14 protein-coding genes and 2 pseudogenes are annotated in these 14,538 nt (G+C 69.2%); 12 read left to right on the top strand and 4 right to left on the bottom strand.

Annotation, left to right across the window (positions count from 1 at the left end; translation table 11 throughout):
- The first annotated feature begins 63 nt into the window (after positions 1–63).
- Positions 64–1,747 (top strand): annotated as a pseudogene (gene fadD8 / locus A5753_RS01040) (fatty-acid--CoA ligase FadD8).
- Between the two features lie 71 nt (positions 1,748–1,818).
- Here fadD8 and A5753_RS01035 read toward each other — a convergent pair.
- Positions 1,819–2,358: a TetR/AcrR family transcriptional regulator gene (locus tag A5753_RS01035; protein ID WP_067122214.1), complete on the bottom strand. Its 540-nt coding sequence runs from the start codon at positions 2,356–2,358 to the stop codon at positions 1,819–1,821.
- 85 nt (positions 2,359–2,443) lie between these two features.
- Between A5753_RS01035 and A5753_RS01030 the strand changes: the two genes are divergently transcribed.
- The 10 genes from A5753_RS01030 to A5753_RS00985 all read left to right on the top strand — a co-directional run bounded on the left by A5753_RS01030 (position 2,444) and on the right by A5753_RS00985 (position 10,656).
- A complete protein-coding gene (locus A5753_RS01030) occupies positions 2,444–3,367 on the top strand; it encodes an aldo/keto reductase (RefSeq protein ID WP_067122211.1) in 924 nt (307 codons plus the stop codon).
- Positions 3,368–3,378: 11 nt separating this feature from the next.
- The gene (locus A5753_RS01025) at positions 3,379–3,834 is read left to right on the top strand and encodes a nitroreductase family deazaflavin-dependent oxidoreductase (RefSeq protein ID WP_067122208.1); all 456 of its coding nucleotides are present in this window, start codon (positions 3,379–3,381) and stop codon (positions 3,832–3,834) included.
- A gap of 13 nt (positions 3,835–3,847) precedes the next feature.
- The gene (locus A5753_RS01020; RefSeq protein WP_067122205.1) at positions 3,848–4,750 is read left to right on the top strand and encodes a 1,4-dihydroxy-2-naphthoyl-CoA synthase; all 903 of its coding nucleotides are present in this window, start codon (positions 3,848–3,850) and stop codon (positions 4,748–4,750) included.
- 39 nt (positions 4,751–4,789) lie between these two features.
- A complete protein-coding gene (locus A5753_RS01015; RefSeq protein ID WP_067122202.1) occupies positions 4,790–5,686 on the top strand; it encodes an SDR family oxidoreductase in 897 nt (298 codons plus the stop codon).
- A 26-nt stretch (positions 5,687–5,712) separates the two neighbouring features.
- Complete coding sequence (locus tag A5753_RS01010; protein ID WP_067122199.1) at positions 5,713–6,102, top strand: VOC family protein; 390 nt, start codon at positions 5,713–5,715, stop codon at positions 6,100–6,102.
- A gap of 115 nt (positions 6,103–6,217) precedes the next feature.
- Entirely contained in the window at positions 6,218–7,441 is a 1,224-nt protein-coding gene (locus A5753_RS01005) for an inorganic phosphate transporter (RefSeq protein ID WP_067122196.1), read from the top strand.
- Positions 7,441–7,740 carry a hypothetical protein gene (locus A5753_RS01000; RefSeq protein WP_067122193.1) on the top strand — a complete coding sequence of 100 codons (300 nt, stop codon included), beginning with the start codon at positions 7,441–7,443 and terminating at the stop codon, positions 7,738–7,740. The genes A5753_RS01005 and A5753_RS01000 overlap by 1 nt, the downstream gene beginning before the upstream one ends.
- 56 nt (positions 7,741–7,796) lie before the next feature.
- The gene (locus A5753_RS00995; RefSeq protein WP_067122190.1) at positions 7,797–8,099 is read left to right on the top strand and encodes a DUF3349 domain-containing protein; all 303 of its coding nucleotides are present in this window, start codon (positions 7,797–7,799) and stop codon (positions 8,097–8,099) included.
- Between the two features lie 68 nt (positions 8,100–8,167).
- On the top strand, positions 8,168–9,256 hold the full coding sequence (gene menE / locus A5753_RS00990) for an o-succinylbenzoate--CoA ligase (RefSeq protein ID WP_067122566.1): 1,089 nt from the start codon (positions 8,168–8,170) through the stop codon (positions 9,254–9,256).
- 11 nt (positions 9,257–9,267) lie between these two features.
- Positions 9,268–10,656: a hypothetical protein gene (locus A5753_RS00985; protein ID WP_067122187.1), complete on the top strand. Its 1,389-nt coding sequence runs from the start codon at positions 9,268–9,270 to the stop codon at positions 10,654–10,656.
- Positions 10,657–10,665: 9 nt separating this feature from the next.
- Here the strand turns inward: A5753_RS00985 and A5753_RS00980 are convergent, their stop codons facing one another.
- From A5753_RS00980 to A5753_RS00970, 3 genes are read right to left on the bottom strand one after another with little or no spacing between them, the layout of a single operon-like run.
- Complete coding sequence (locus A5753_RS00980) at positions 10,666–11,328, bottom strand: DUF2064 domain-containing protein (protein WP_067122184.1); 663 nt, start codon at positions 11,326–11,328, stop codon at positions 10,666–10,668.
- The gene (locus A5753_RS00975; RefSeq protein WP_067122181.1) at positions 11,325–11,987 is read right to left on the bottom strand and encodes a glycosyltransferase family 2 protein; all 663 of its coding nucleotides are present in this window, start codon (positions 11,985–11,987) and stop codon (positions 11,325–11,327) included. Before A5753_RS00975 ends, A5753_RS00980 begins: the two co-directional genes overlap by 4 nt.
- Before the next feature lie 2 nt (positions 11,988–11,989).
- The gene (locus A5753_RS00970; RefSeq protein WP_067122178.1) at positions 11,990–13,702 is read right to left on the bottom strand and encodes a hypothetical protein; all 1,713 of its coding nucleotides are present in this window, start codon (positions 13,700–13,702) and stop codon (positions 11,990–11,992) included.
- 307 nt (positions 13,703–14,009) lie between these two features.
- Between A5753_RS00970 and A5753_RS00965 the strand changes: the two are divergent.
- Positions 14,010–14,538 (top strand): annotated as a pseudogene (locus A5753_RS00965) (hypothetical protein); the annotation flags it as partial.

Here is a 14,538-nt window from a genome sequence, read left to right as displayed (position 1 = left end):
ACTGATTGCCGGTGTCGAACAGGGTGCGGCTGACCCAAATTGCAACACGTTCTAGTCTGGCCCATGAGTCGCGTCCGCGACGATGCTGTGGGGACCCCCAGCCGCGCGGCGGCGAGGGGACGATGTGATGAGGAGGAGCGGCGCCATGACGGCCGACCTGTTGCGCAACCCGACCCATAACGGCCACCTGCTCGTGGGCGCGCTCAAGCGCCACAAGGCCAAGCCGGTGCTGTTCCTCGGCGACACCACGCTGACCGGTGGTCAGATGGCCGAGCGGATCAGTCAATACATCCAGGCGTTCGAGGCGCTGGGCGCGGGCACCGGCGTGGCGGTCGGCCTGCTGTCGCTCAACCGCCCCGAGGTGCTGTTGATCATCGGCGCCGGCCAGACGCGGGGCTACCGGCGCACCGCCCTGCATCCGTTGGGCTCTCTCGACGACCACGCCTACGTGCTCAACGACGCCGGCATCAGCTCGCTGATCATCGACCCCAACCCGATGTTCGTCGAGCGGGCGCTGGCGCTGCTGGAGAAGGTGCCCGGGCTCAAGCAGATCCTCACCATCGGCCCGGTGCCCGAGGCGCTCAGCGGCGTCGCGGTCGACCTGGCGGCCGAGGCGGCCAAGTACGACCCGCAGCCACTTGCCGCCGCGGACCTGCCGCCGGATCAGGTCATCGGCCTCACCTACACCGGGGGCACCACCGGCAAGCCCAAGGGCGTGATGGGCACCGCCCAGTCGATCTCCTCGATGACCCAAATCCAGCTCTCGGAATGGGAATGGCCGGAGAACCCGCGGTTTCTAATGATCACCCCGCTCTCCCACGCGGGCGCCGCGTACTTCCTGCCCACCCTGATCAAGGGCGGCGAAATGCATGTGCTGCCCAAGTTCGATCCCGCCGAGGTGCTGAAAACCATTGAAGAGAAGCGCATTACGGCGACCTTCCTGGTGCCGTCGATGCTGTACGCGCTGATGGACCACCCTGACTCGCACACCCGCGACCTGTCGTCGCTGGAGACCGTCTACTACGGCGCCTCGGCGATCAACCCGGTGCGGCTGGCCGAGGCGATCCGCCGGTTCGGCCAGATCTTCGCCCAGAACTACGGCCAATCCGAAGCGCCGATGGCCATCACCTATCTGGCCAAGGCCGAGCACGACGAGCAGCGACTGACGTCCTGCGGGCGCCCGACGCTGTTCGCGCGGGTGGCGCTGCTCGGGGAGGACGGCAAGCCGGTCCCGCAGGGCGAGCCGGGCGAAATCTGTGTGAGCGGACCGCTGTTGGCGGGCGGCTACTGGAACCTGCCGGAGGCGACGGCCGAAACATTCAAGGACGGCTGGCTGCACACCGGCGACATGGCCCGCGAGGACGAGGACGGCTTCTATTTCATCGTCGACCGGGTCAAGGACATGATCGTCACCGGCGGCTTCAACGTGTTCCCGCGCGAGGTCGAGGACGTCGTCGCCGAGCACCCGGCCATCGCTCAGGTGTGCGTGGTCGGTGCGCCCGACGAGAAGTGGGGCGAGGCCGTCACCGCGGTGGTCGTGCTGCGCTCCGACGCGCCCCGCGATGACGCGGCGATCGAGACGATGACCGCCGAAATCCAGGCCGCGGTCAAGGACCGCAAGGGCTCGGTGCAGTCGCCCAAGCGCGTGGTGCTCGCCGACTCGCTGCCGCTGACCGGCCTGGGCAAGCCGGACAAGAAGGCCGTGCGCGCCCAGTTCTGGGAGGGCGCCGAGCGCTCGGTGGGCTAGAAGCTCGCCCAGCGTGCGGCGGGCCGCACAGTCGAGGCCGAACGTGCGGCTGACCGCACACTCGGCCAGGGCTAGGCCGTCGCGCCGGCGACCAGCAGGTCGAGCATGCGTCCGGTCTGTTCGGGCGACCCGCTGACCAGAAAGATGCCGATAAGGCTGGACACCACGTCATCAGCCCGCACGTCGGCGCGCAGGCTGCCGTCGTCGGCGCCCGCCCGCAACAGCGACGCGACGGCGCCGACGATGCTGTCGCGGGTCTGGCTGGGTTCCATGGCGCCGGAGTCGAAGATCGCGTGCAGGGACTCGGCCATGCCACGTTTGGCGGCCACGAAGCCGGCGTAGCGGTCCATCCAGCGTCGCAGCGCGGTCGTGGGCGGATGCCGAGTGAGCAGCTGGGCGGCGGCCGCGGCCACCTCGGCGAGCTCGGCGCGGTAGACGGCCTCGACGAGGGCCTCCCGATTGGGAAAGTGGCGGTACAGCGTGCCGATCCCCACCCCCGCATCGCGGGCGATCGACTCGAGCGAGGCCGACGCGCCCTGCTCGGTGAATGCTGCGGTGGCCGCCGCCAGCAGCCGTTCGCGATTGCGGCGCGCATCCGATCTTCCAACCAAAGCGGAGGTTCCTCCGTTTCTGCTACTCTGACGAAAGCGGAGGGCCCTCCGCATTTATCCAGTGTCTCACGATCGAGGGAGCACCATGACTGACCAATCCCGGCCCGGCGGCATCGGCACGCTCGACACGAGGCCCGTCGCTCGTATGGGCTACGGCGCCATGCAACTGTTCGAGGCAGCGACCGTCGACGACGCGGCCGCGGTGCTGCGCCGCGCGATCGAGCTCGGCGTCAACCACATCGACACCGCGTCGTTCTACGGCCCCGGCGAGGTGGACCGCCGGATCCGCGCGGCGCTGGCCCCCTACCCGGGCGACCTCGTCATCGTCAGCAAGGTCGGCGCCCGCTACACCGGCGAACAACCCATTCCGCTGGCCGCCGCCCAGAAGCCGGCCGAACTGCGCGCCGCGGTCGACGACGATCTGCGCGAGTTGGGCCTGGACCAGATTCCAGTGGTGAACCTGCGCCGGCTCGATCTCGGTCCGGGCCTGGCCGCCGAGGGCGACCAGATCGTCGACCTCGACGATCAACTCGCCGAGATGATCGCGCTGCGCGACGAGGGCAAGATCGGCGGGATCGGGATCAGCGCCGTGCCGCTCGAGGTGGTGCGCCGCGCGCTGCCCGCCGGAATCGTCTGCGTGCAGAACGCCTATAGCGTGCTGGACCGCTCGCAGGAAGCGACGCTCGAACTGTGCAAGGCCGAGGGCATCGCGTGGGTGCCGTACTTCCCGCTCGGCTCGGCGTTCCCGGGATTGCCAAAGGTCGCCGACCATTCGGTGGTCGTCGACATCGCCGGCGAAATCGGCGCGACACCGTCCCAGGTCGGGCTGGCCTGGATCTTGGCGCACGCGGCGAACACTCTGCTGATCCCCGGCACCCGGTCGATCGCCCACCTCGAGGAGAACCTCGACGCGGCCGGGGTATCGCTGGACGCCGACGCGCTGGCGCGGCTCGACGCCGTCGGTACGACGGTGCCCCAGGCTCATGGTGCGGAGCCCTTTGAGAGGTAACGTCGCTGCTTATGGGAAGCGGCGAACACGTCCGGCCGCCGTGGTGGCTGAAGCCGGCCAACAAGGTCTTCATCCGGATGTCCCGGCTGGGCCTGAGCTTCGGCGGCGAGAGCCCGGTGGTGTTGACCGTACCCGGCCGGAAGTCCGGAACGCCCCGCTCGACGCCGGTGACACCGATGACGGTGGACGGCAAACGTTATGTGGTGGGCGGATTTCCGGGCGCGGACTGGATCCGGAACGTCCGCGCCGCCGACTATGTGACGCTGGCCCGCGGCCGGAGCTCGGAGCGAGTACGGATGGTGGAGTTGTCCGCCGACGCGGCGCGGCCGTTCTTGCGGGCGTTTCCCACTGAGGTGCCCACCGGTGTCGCCTTCATGAAACGCTCTGGGTTGCTGAAAGACGGTCGGCCCGAGGAGTTCGAGGCGCTGGCCGGCGTGTGTCCGGTGTTCCGGCTGGACCCGGCATAGGAGTTCAAACACATTGAGTGACAATCCCTTTGATACGCAGGCATGGCGTCCCGTCGACGGGTTCGGCGACCTGACCGACATCACCTATCACCGGCATGTCGATGACGCCACGGTGCGGGTGGCGTTCGACCGTCCGGAGGTGCGCAACGCGTTCCGGCCGCACACCGTCGACGAGCTCTACCGGGTGCTCGACCACGCCCGGATGTCCCCCGACATCGGCGTGGTGTTGCTGACCGGCAACGGACCATCGCCCAAGGACGGCGGCTGGGCGTTCTGCTCCGGCGGCGATCAGCGCATCCGCGGACGCAGCGGCTACCAGTACGCCTCGGGAGACACCGCCGACACGGTCGACACCGCCCGCGCCGGCCGGTTACACATCCTGGAGGTCCAGCGGCTGATCCGGTTCATGCCCAAGGTGGTCATCTGCCTGGTCAACGGCTGGGCGGCCGGCGGGGGGCACAGCCTGCACGTGGTCTGCGACCTCACCCTGGCCAGCCGCGAGCACGCCCGCTTCAAGCAGACCGACGCCGACGTCGGCAGCTTCGACGGCGGCTACGGCAGCGCGTACCTGGCCCGCCAGGTCGGACAGAAGTTCGCCCGCGAGATCTTCTTCCTGGGCCGCCCCTACACCGCCGAGCAGATGCACCAGATGGGCGCGGTCAACGCCGTCGTCGACCATGCCGAGCTGGAATCCGAGGCCATCCAGTGGGCGCGCGAGATCAACGCCAAATCGCCGCAGGCACAACGCATGCTGAAGTTCGCGTTCAATCTGCTCGACGACGGCCTGGTGGGCCAGCAGCTGTTCGCGGGCGAGGCCACCCGGCTGGCCTACATGACCGACGAGGCCGTCGAGGGCCGCGACGCCTTCCTGGAGAAGCGGGATCCGGACTGGAGCCGGTTCCCGCGCTACTTCTAGCGGCGGGCGCGCCGGGGGCACCGCCTAGACTCGCGTCACGTGAGCAAGAGTCCCCTCCGCCGGATCGCCGACCAATTCTCCCTGGCGATCATGCGACCGCCCATGGCGCCGCAGGTACTGGTCAACCGGCCGCTGATCAAGCCGATCGAGTTGGCAGGCAAGCGCATCCTGCTGACCGGGGCATCGTCCGGGATCGGCGAGGCCGCAGCCGAACAGTTCGCCCAGGCGGGCGCTACGGTGGTGGCCGTCGCCCGTCGCCAGGATCTGCTGGACGCGCTGGCCGGGCGAATCACGGCCGCGGGCGGTGAGGCCATATCGATCCCGTGCGACGTCTCGAATATGGACGCCGTCGACGCCCTGGTCGCTGACGTCGAAGAACGTCTCGGCGGCATCGACATCCTGATCAACAACGCCGGCCGGTCCATCCGCCGGCCGTTGGCAGAATCGCTGGAGCGCTGGCATGACGTCGAGCGGACCATGGTGCTCAACTACTACGCGCCGCTGCGGCTGGTCCGCGGGCTGGCGCCCGGCATGCTCGAGCGCGGCGACGGCCACATCATCAACGTCTCCACCTGGGGCGTGATGTCGGAGGCTTCCCCGCTGTTCTCGGTGTACAACGCCTCGAAGGCCGCGCTGTCAACGGTGAGCCGGGTCATCGAAACCGAGTGGGGCAGCAAGGGGGTGCATTCGACGACGCTGTACTACCCGCTGGTCGCCACCCCGATGATCGCGCCGACCAAGGCGTACGAGGGAGTGCCCGCACTGACCTCAGCAGAGGCCGGCGAGTGGATGCTCACCGCCGCCCGCACCCGACCGGTCCGCATCGCACCGCGGATCGCGATCGCCGGCCGGGCGCTGGACATCGTCGGCCCTCGCTGGGTCAACGCCGTCATGCAGCGCCAAAGCATCCAGCCCAACCGCAAGACCGATGGCTGATCCGAACACGTGGTAGACACGTTTTCATGGAGATCCTGGCCAGCCGGATGCTGCTGCGACCGGCGGACTATCAGCGGTCGCTAGCCTTTTACCGCGACGAGATCGGGCTGGCTGTTTGGCGCGACTACGGCGCTGGCACAGTGTTTTTCGCGGGCCAGTCCTTGCTGGAGCTGGCCGGTTACGGCGCGCCCGACCCCTCCCAGGCCGCGTTCCCCGGTGCGCTGTGGCTACAGGTCCGCGACATCGAAGCCACCCAAGCCGAATTGGCGGGCCGCGGGGTGCCGATCGCGCGCGAAGCTCGCCAGGAACCATGGGGCTTGAAAGAGATGCACGTGACCGATCCCGATGGCCTCACGCTCATCTTCGTCGAGGTGCCCCCGGACCACCCGCTACGGCGTGACACCCGAGGTGAATAACCGGGAAACGCCGGTTAACTGAGAGGTAACATCTGGCGACGACTCAAGGTACACCCGCGTTTCGTCTGCCGCAGCATTCGACAATGGAAACCTCCTACCACCAGAATCAGGCCCTGTGAACATCCAATTGTTCCTCTTGATCATCGTCGTAATCACGGCATTGGCTTTCGATTTCACCAACGGCTTCCATGACACGGGCAACGCGATGGCGACCTCGATCGCCAGCGGCGCGCTCAAGCCCAAAGCAGCGGTTGCGCTATCCGCGGTGTTGAACCTTGTGGGCGCGTTCATGTCCACCGCCGTCGCCGCGACGATCGCCAAAGGCTTGATCGACGGGCACATCGTGACGCTGGAGCTGGTTTTCGCCGGCCTCGTCGGCGGCATCGTATGGAACCTGCTGACCTGGCTCCTCGGCATCCCCTCGAGTTCGTCGCACGCCTTGATCGGCGGCATCGTCGGCGCCACCATCGCCGCCGTCGGCGGACACGGCGTGCTCTGGAAGGGCCTGGTGTCGCACGTACTCATCCCGGCCGTGGTGGCCGCGATCCTGGCCATCGCCGTCGGGGCGATCGCGACCTGGCTCGTGTACCGGATCACCCGCGGTCTGGAGACTGGTCGCACCGAGGCCGGGTTCCGGTACGGCCAGTGGGGCTCGGCGTCGCTGGTGTCGCTGGCGCACGGGACCGGCGACGCACAGAAGACGATGGGCATCATCTTCCTGGCGCTGATGTCCTACGGCTCGATCAGCAGAAACACCGCCATGCCGCCCCTATGGGTCATAGTCGCTTGCGCGGTGTCGATGGCGGCGGGCACCTACCTGGGCGGCTGGCGGATCATCCGCACCCTGGGCAAGGGACTGGTCGAAATCCAGTCGCCGCAGGGCATGGCGGCCGAATCCTCCTCGGCCGCAGTGATTTTGCTCTCCACCCACTTCGGCTACGCGCTGTCGACGACGCAGGTCTGCACCGGTTCGGTGCTGGGCAGCGGGCTGGGCAAGCCCGGGGGCGAGGTTCGCTGGGGCGTGGCCGGTCGCATGGCCGTCGCGTGGCTGGTCACGCTTCCACTGGCCGGCGTTGTCGGCGCACTCACCTACTGGACCGTCCACCTGATCGGCGGCTACCCGGGCGCCATAGTGGGCTTCGCGCTGCTGGCCGCGGTTTCGGCCACCATCTACATCCGGTCGCGCAAGGTCAAGGTCGACGCCAACAACGTCAACGCCGAATGGAAGGGCGACCTGACCGCCGGCCTCGAAGAGTCCGACGATCAGCACCCGCCCTCGGATGCCGGACCCACCGCCCGGTACGACTCCGACGACCCCACGATTAAGGCGAACGCTTGATGAGTCACTTCAGCGACTGGTTCAACTACCAGGCCTCCCTCAAGATCCTGCTCTTCTCCATGCTGGCCGGCGCCGCACTGCCGGCACTGTTCGCCCTGGGCCTCCGATTCCACGCGGTGGGCGCCGGACAGGCCAGCACCGATGGTGGCTCGCCGCAGAAGAACCCGGCGCTGCTGGCCATCGCCTGGGCGATCTATGCGGTGGTGATCCTGGTGATCGCCTTCGCGCTGGCGTACATCTCGCGCGACTTCATCGCGCATCACACTGGCTACGCTTTCCTCGGAGCTAAAGCCAAGTAGCATCGATTGGTGCCCACGGATTTGCTAAGCCAAACACCGGGGGGTGTTGTCAGAGCGTGAACGGATTCCTCAATTCGATCGTCTCCTGGCTTCGTGCGGGATACCCCGAAGGCGTTCCAGCGACCGACACCTTCCCGGTGCTCGCGCTGCTGGCCCGCCGGTTGTCGAACGACGAAGCCAAGGCGGTGGCCTGCGAGCTGGTTCGGCGGGGCGAGTTCGACGATGTCGACATCGGCGTGCTGGTCACCCAGATCACCGATGAGTTGCCGTCACCCGCCGACGTCGAGCGGGTGCGGGTGCGGTTGGCGGCGCAGGGCTGGCCCTTCGACGACGCCGACGAGGCCGGGGACCCGGCATAGCCGTACTGCGCGCGCTGCATGTCCCGCCGGGTTCGGCGGCCTCGTCACTGTTGCCCGCGCTGCAGCGGGTGCTGGACGGACGTGAGCCCGCACTGGTCGCCCTGCCCGCGGACGACGACCGCGAGTCGGATGCGCTGCGGGCGGGTCTGCGCGTCGGGGAGGCCATCGACGACGACGTGGCCCTGGTCGCGGCGACGTCGGGAACCACCGGAATTCCCAAGGGCGCGTTGCTGACCGCCGCCGCTTTGACGGCCAGCGCGGCGGCCACCCATGATCGCCTCGGCGGGCCGGGCAGCTGGCTGCTCGCCTTGCCGCCCCACCACATCGCGGGAATCCAGGTTTTGGTGCGCAGCGCGCTCGCCGGCTCGATACCGGTCGAGATGGACGTCTCCGCGGGGTTCAATATTGCCGAATTGCCCGGTGCCATAAGGGCGTTGAGGCCTGGGCGGCGATACAGCTCGCTGGTTGCCGCGCAGCTGGCCAAGGCGCTCGGCGACCCGGCGGCTGCGGGCGCCCTCGCCGAACTGGATGCCGTGCTGCTCGGCGGCGGACCCGCGCCGCGACCGGTCCTCGACGACGCGGCCGCGGCGGGCATCACCGTGGTCCGCACCTACGGGATGAGCGAGACGGCCGGGGGGTGCGTGTACGACGGTGTTCCGCTGGCCGGCGTGCGCTTGCGCACGGTCGACGGGCGCATCGTCATCGGCGGCGCGACGCTGGCCAAGGGCTACCGCAATCCGGTTGAGCCGGATCCGTTCGCCGAGCCGGGCTGGTTTGCGACCGACGACCTCGGCGCCGTCAGCGACACGGGCGTGCTGACCGTCCTCGGTCGCGCCGACGACGCGATCACCACCGGGGGGTTGACGGTGTTGCCGCAGCCGGTCGAGGCGGCGCTGGGCAGTCATCCGGCCGTCGGCGAGTGCGCGGTGTTCGGGGTGACCGACGACCGGCTGGGTCAGCGGGTGGTCGCCGCGATCGTGGTGCGCGACGGATCCGCCGCGCCCACTTTGGACGCGCTGCGCGCGCACGTGACGCGCACCCTGGACGCCACCGCCGCGCCGCGCGAGCTGCACATCGTCGACGCACTGCCGCGTCGCGGCATCGGCAAGATCGACCGCGCGGCGTTGGTGCGCCGGTTCGCCGGCAGCGGTCAATAGGCTGTTCGTCCGTGAGAATCGCTCGACGGGAGGCAGCGCGCGAAGCGGTAGCGGTCACGGTCGCGGTGGTGCTGGTGGCGGCGGCGTTCGTGCTGCCGCGGATGAACTCAGGCGTGCACCCGCGCCTGGACGTCGGCGCCCAGAAGTTCGCCACCCATGCCGGCTCCGCGCCAATCTTCGGCGAATGGCTGATCCACGCCAGTTGGGGAACCGGGCCGGCGATTGCGATTGCGATCGCCATCGTCGCGTGGGGACCCATTCTGGCGCAACGTCTTTCGTGGCGGTCCTTAACTCTGGGCAGCTGGGCCACCGCGTGCGGATGGGCGTTCTCGCTGGCGATGATCGATGGCTGGCAGCGCGGCTTCGCCGGCCGGCTGACCACCCGGGACGAATACTTGTGGCAGGTGCCGGGCATCACCGATATCGGCGCGACGTTGCGCACGTTTGCGAGCCGGATCGTGGACTATCAGCCGAACTCGTGGACGACGCACGTGTCGGGGCATCCGCCCGGTGCGCTGCTGACGTTCGTCTGGCTGGACCGGCTCGGCCTGCACGGCGGCGCCTGGGCCGGGCTGGCGTGCCTGCTGGCCGGCTCGAGCGCGACGGCCGCGGTGGTGATCGCCGTGCGCGCGCTGGCCGACGAACAGACCGCGCGGAGCGCCGCCCCGTTCGTCGCCCTGGCGCCGACCGCGATCTGGGTGGCCGTCTCCGCCGACGGATACTTCGCCGGGGTGGCGGCCTGGGGCATCGCATTGTTGGCCGTGGCGGTGCACCGCCCGGTCCGATTCCCCGCGCTGACGGCCGCGGGCGCGGGCCTGCTGTTGGGCTGGGGTGTGTTCTGCAACTACGGCCTGATGTTGATGGGGCTGCCGGCGGTGGCGGTGCTGGCCTCGGCCCGACAGCCCACGGGCAACCGCTTGGCGGACTGGCGAGCGGTCCTGCGGGCGCTGGGCCCGGCGGCGCTGACCGCGATCGCCGTGGCGGTAGCCTTCGCGATGGCGGGGTTCTACTGGTTCAACGGTTACACCTTGGTGCAGCAACGCTATTGGCAGGGCATCGCCAAGGACCGCCCCTTCCAGTATTGGAGCTGGGCCAATCTGGCGTCGGTCGTGTGCGCGATCGGGTTGGGTGGGGTCGCCGGTATCAGCAGGGTGTTCGACTGGGCCGCCATCCGGCGCCGCTCCGGCTTCCATTTACTGCTGCTCGGCGTGCTGATCGCCATCGTCTGCGCAGACCTGAGCATGCTCAGCAAGGCCGAGGTAGAACGCATTTGGCTGCCGTTCACCGTCTGGCTCACCGCGGCGGCCGCTCTGCTGCCGGCGCGGTCACACCGGATCTGGTTGGCGCTCAATGCCTTCGGCGCGTTGGCGCTCAACACGATCATCCTGACGCACTGGTAGCAAAGCCTGCTAGAGGCCGGCGGCGCGGGTAACGCGCGTAAACCGGCTGGTGGGTGCGCACGCGTCGCGCACCACCCCGACGTCGTCGACAAAGTCCACGTCGGCCAGCTCCTCGAGGGTGACCACGTCAATGCCGTTGTCGCGTAATGCCTTCAAGGTCATATCACCGGTATCGGGCACCGACATGGGCACGGTGCGCAGGCACTGCGCCATCGCGGGCTCCGCGACGCCCAGCACCCACCACCCGCCGTCGCGGGCCGGCCCGAGCACGGCGGGCGCCTCGAGAAGCCTGCGCGCGCAAGCTGTCAACAGATCGGGGCTCACCTGGGGGGTGTCCATCCCGATCTGCAGCACCGGAAACCCGCCGGCCGCGTCGGCGTGCGCGTTGGCGAGCCGGGCCGCGAAATCGTCACCGCGCTGGGGTATTACGGTGAACGACGCGAGCCACCGCCGGATTTCGGCGGCGTGCGCGGCGGCGTCCAGGTCTCCGGTGAGGGCCACCACCCGCTCCGCCACCGGAGCGGCGGCCACGGCGTCGAGGGTGTCGAGCAGCGCGGCGGCGGCGATTTCGGCGGCGACGCGATCGCCGACGGCCGCCGCGAGTCGCGTCTTGGCCTGGCCCGGCTCGGGCGCCTTGGCGACCACCAGCAGGGTGACCGGAAGGACGCTCACGAAATCGCTTTCCAGAAGTCCAGGATCGCGGTGATGCTGCCCCGCAACGAACCGCTGACCTTCGACTTGCCGCCCGTCCTCGGGCCGTAGCTGACGTCGAGTTCGACGACGCGCCAGCCGGCGGCCGCGGCACGCACCAGCAGTTCCAGCGGGTAGCCCGATCGCCGGTCGACGACACCCAGCCGCAGCAGCGCCTCGCGCCGGGCGACTCGCATCGGCGCGATGTCGTGCACCGGCAGGCCGTGGCGGGTGCGCAGTCGCCAGCTCATGACCACGGTGCCCACCCTGGCCACCCACGGCCAGTGCAGCCCGGCTACCGGCCGGCGCCGGCCGGTCACCAGGTCGGCGCCGCGCTCCAGTTCGGCGACCAGCCGCGGCAGATCGGCGCCATCCATCGAGCCGTCGGCGTCGATCACCGCCACGATCGGGGTCGTCGCGGCCAGCACGCCCGCGTGGACGGCCGAGCCGTACCCGGCCCGCGGTTCGGCGACGACGTGGGCGCCGTGCCTGCTTGCGACCGCGGCGGTGTCGTCGGTGCTGTTGTTGTCCACCACCAACGCTCGGTAGCCCGCGGGTAGGGCGCTGAGCACCGCGGGCAGCGACTCTTCTTCGTTGAGGCAGGGCAGGACCACCGTGACCAGCCCGTCGGCCTCGGGCACGCTCAGAATCCGTGGTGTTGGTGGGGCTGCTGCGGGAACACCGGCTGCTGCTGCGTGGGCGGCGGCAAGGTCTGCTGGGTGTGCGGCGGGAGCGTCGGGGCCTGCGTGGCCTTGGTGCTCGGCGGCGAATACGTGCTCGGCGGCGGCGCCTCGGTGGTCGCCTTGGTGCTCGGTGGTGAATACGTCGTCGTCGGTGGCGAATACGTGGTCGTCGGTGGCGAATACGTGGTCGTCGGCGGCGAATACGTGGTCGTCGGCGGCGAATACGTGGTCGTCGGCGGCGAGTACGTGGTGGTCGGCGGTGTGTAAGGAGGGTTGTACGGCGGGTAGTTCGGCCCCCACCCCGGGATCGGGATGGGAATCGGAATAGGAATCGGCACAATAGGATTGGGGCGAGGCGCCCAACCCGGATCGGGACTCGGCGCGACACCGGGGTTGACCGGCGCCTCAGGAGCGGGGCCGTTCGGCACTCCGCCTCCCGACGGAGGGCCGACCTGCTGCGGAGTCGGGACGTAGCTAGGAGCCTCGACGGTGCCGCCCTGGAATCCGGCGTTCGGCGCATCGGGCGGGGGCGGCGGCAACGGCGCCAGCTGCTGGCTCGGCAAGATCGGCATGAACTTGCCCGGGGTGCCGTTCTGGACCCCCACCACCGGTTTCTGGCTGGCGGTCGGCTCAACTGCGACCGCGATCGCGGTGGCCAGCGACGCCAATCCGATGACCGCGAAGGCAACGACGGCGTTGCCGATCACCAACGATCGTCGCGACAGCTTCGTCGGCTCGTCCTCGTCGGCGTCGCCGTACTCGTCGAATTCGGGGTCGTACTCGTCGAATTCACCCGGGTACTGCTCACCCTCGTCGGCCATCGAATAGGCCAGCTGGTGGTCTTCGGCGTTCGGATCCGCGAACTCCGCTGCCGGCACGAAGGCCGTCTCATCACCGATCGGCCCCGTCGACGGCACCGCCGTGGTGGCGTCCCCGAACGCGGGCGCCATCGCGGTCTCATCGGCGGCCAGGCCAGCCGCTGGCACCATGGCCGTCGCGCCCCCCGCCTGCATAGCCGCCGCGGTTGCGGCGGCTATCGCGGCGCCGCGGGCGAGCGCAAAGGTAGGATCCTCGGCGACCTGCACCCGCATGGTCGACCCGTCGCGAAGCTCGTCGGCCACCCGGTTCAGCTCGGGCGACGCACCTAGCAGATACACATCCTGCGGGGCGCCGGGATGGCCGCTCAGATTCGCCATCATCGTGTGGAACGCGGTCGTCGCGTCGCCGCCCGATGAACCCGCCAGCTGCTGGCTCGCCAGCACGGTCGGCGGCGCGTCCGGATCACCGTCGCCCGAATCCACCATCGACAACGTCGCGGTCGCGTCGTCCATCACCAGCGCGGCGCCGGGCCGGCCGGCCGCGCGCATCAGGGCCGCCACCGCCTGCGACTCCGAGAGCACCGCGACGTTGTGGACGCCGGAATCCTCCAGCGCCCGCCGCAGCTGGTCGGCCGCGGGATGATCGGTCCAGCACAGCCGGGTACCGACCAGGTGGTGGTTCTCGCCGGCCAGCAGCCGATTCGTGCCGACCACGGTCTCGGTCAGCGTCCCGATCGGATTGTCGGCGAGGTCGACGACGGATTGGTCGATCACGTCGGTCCCCTGCGCGCCCGACCCGAGCAGGGCCAAGCGCGCGACGGGTCCGGTGACCGCAACCCCCAAAACGACGTCCATCCCGGCTCTCCTTCGGCTGGCTACCCCGCAGCCAGCGATGTCGAAGCATCATTACACTTGCGATACCGTTGGAGTATCAATCATTCAGGCGACAAGCTTCGTCTACTAGCGCAGCGTAACCAGCTTTTCGAACGACAGGACGATTGCCGCAGGATCATCTCCGCCCAGCAGCCGGCCTGAGCCACTGCCACGGCATCCGAACGGAGAATATGTTCGCAAGCGAGCAGTGCATTTCGCCCGGCGCGGTAATCCCTCGCCGAACGCCCGAAACTGCGCCCAGAATATCGATCCTCGCATCCCGGGAGGCATGGTGAGCCAGAGCAGCGACGACGCGCCTACCGGCCCCATCCGCGGTCAGACCCAGCAGTCACCGGCGCCGCGCATCATCCGTTCGCACGCCACGGGCGGCCCCGCGCCGGCCGCCGCGGGAGCGCAGCGGTACCGGCACGTCGGCGACCTGGCCGCGGTGGCATTGCTGATCCTCGCGGTGCTCCTGCCGTGGAACCTCTACTTCGGACTCGGAATCCCGGGCAGCAGCGCAACACTTTTCGTGCTGCTGATCGCGGTGACGGTGCTGGCCGTCGCCGCCGTCGCGATCGCCGGTTCCTGGCGGTCGGGCGGCGCGCGTTTCAATCCCGCGCGGGCCGCCCGGCTTCGCTTGGCACTCAACGTCCCCTATCTGCTGCTGGTGCTCGCCTTCGTCGTGTTCGACGCATACGAAACCGTCCGTTTCGGTGGCACGGTCAACGTGCCGGGTGGTGTCACCGCGCTGGTTCGACGGCAAGGACCACCTCGCGCTGGACACCGGCGGCGGACCACTGGCCCGGCTGTGGGCG

Origin of the sequence: Mycobacterium sp. 852002-51971_SCH5477799-a, assembly GCF_001667145.1 — a bacterium.
Classification (GTDB): domain Bacteria; phylum Actinomycetota; class Actinomycetes; order Mycobacteriales; family Mycobacteriaceae; genus Mycobacterium.
The sequence above is the reverse complement of the archived record's forward strand: the minus strand, read 5'-3'. Positions and strand labels throughout refer to the sequence as shown.

Excerpts from the sequence above, each read along its gene's own strand:
- A5753_RS01030 (WP_067122211.1), top strand. The coding sequence starts at position 2,444 with ATGACTGACCAATCCCGGCCCGGCGGCATCGGCACGCTCGACACGAGG.
- A5753_RS01025 (WP_067122208.1), top strand. The coding sequence starts at position 3,379 with ATGGGAAGCGGCGAACACGTCCGGCCGCCGTGGTGGCTGAAGCCGGCC.
- A5753_RS01010 (WP_067122199.1), top strand. The coding sequence starts at position 5,713 with ATGGAGATCCTGGCCAGCCGGATGCTGCTGCGACCGGCGGACTATCAG.
- A5753_RS01000 (WP_067122193.1), top strand. The coding sequence starts at position 7,441 with ATGAGTCACTTCAGCGACTGGTTCAACTACCAGGCCTCCCTCAAGATC.
- A5753_RS00970 (WP_067122178.1), bottom strand. The coding sequence starts at position 13,702 with ATGGACGTCGTTTTGGGGGTTGCGGTCACCGGACCCGTCGCGCGCTTG.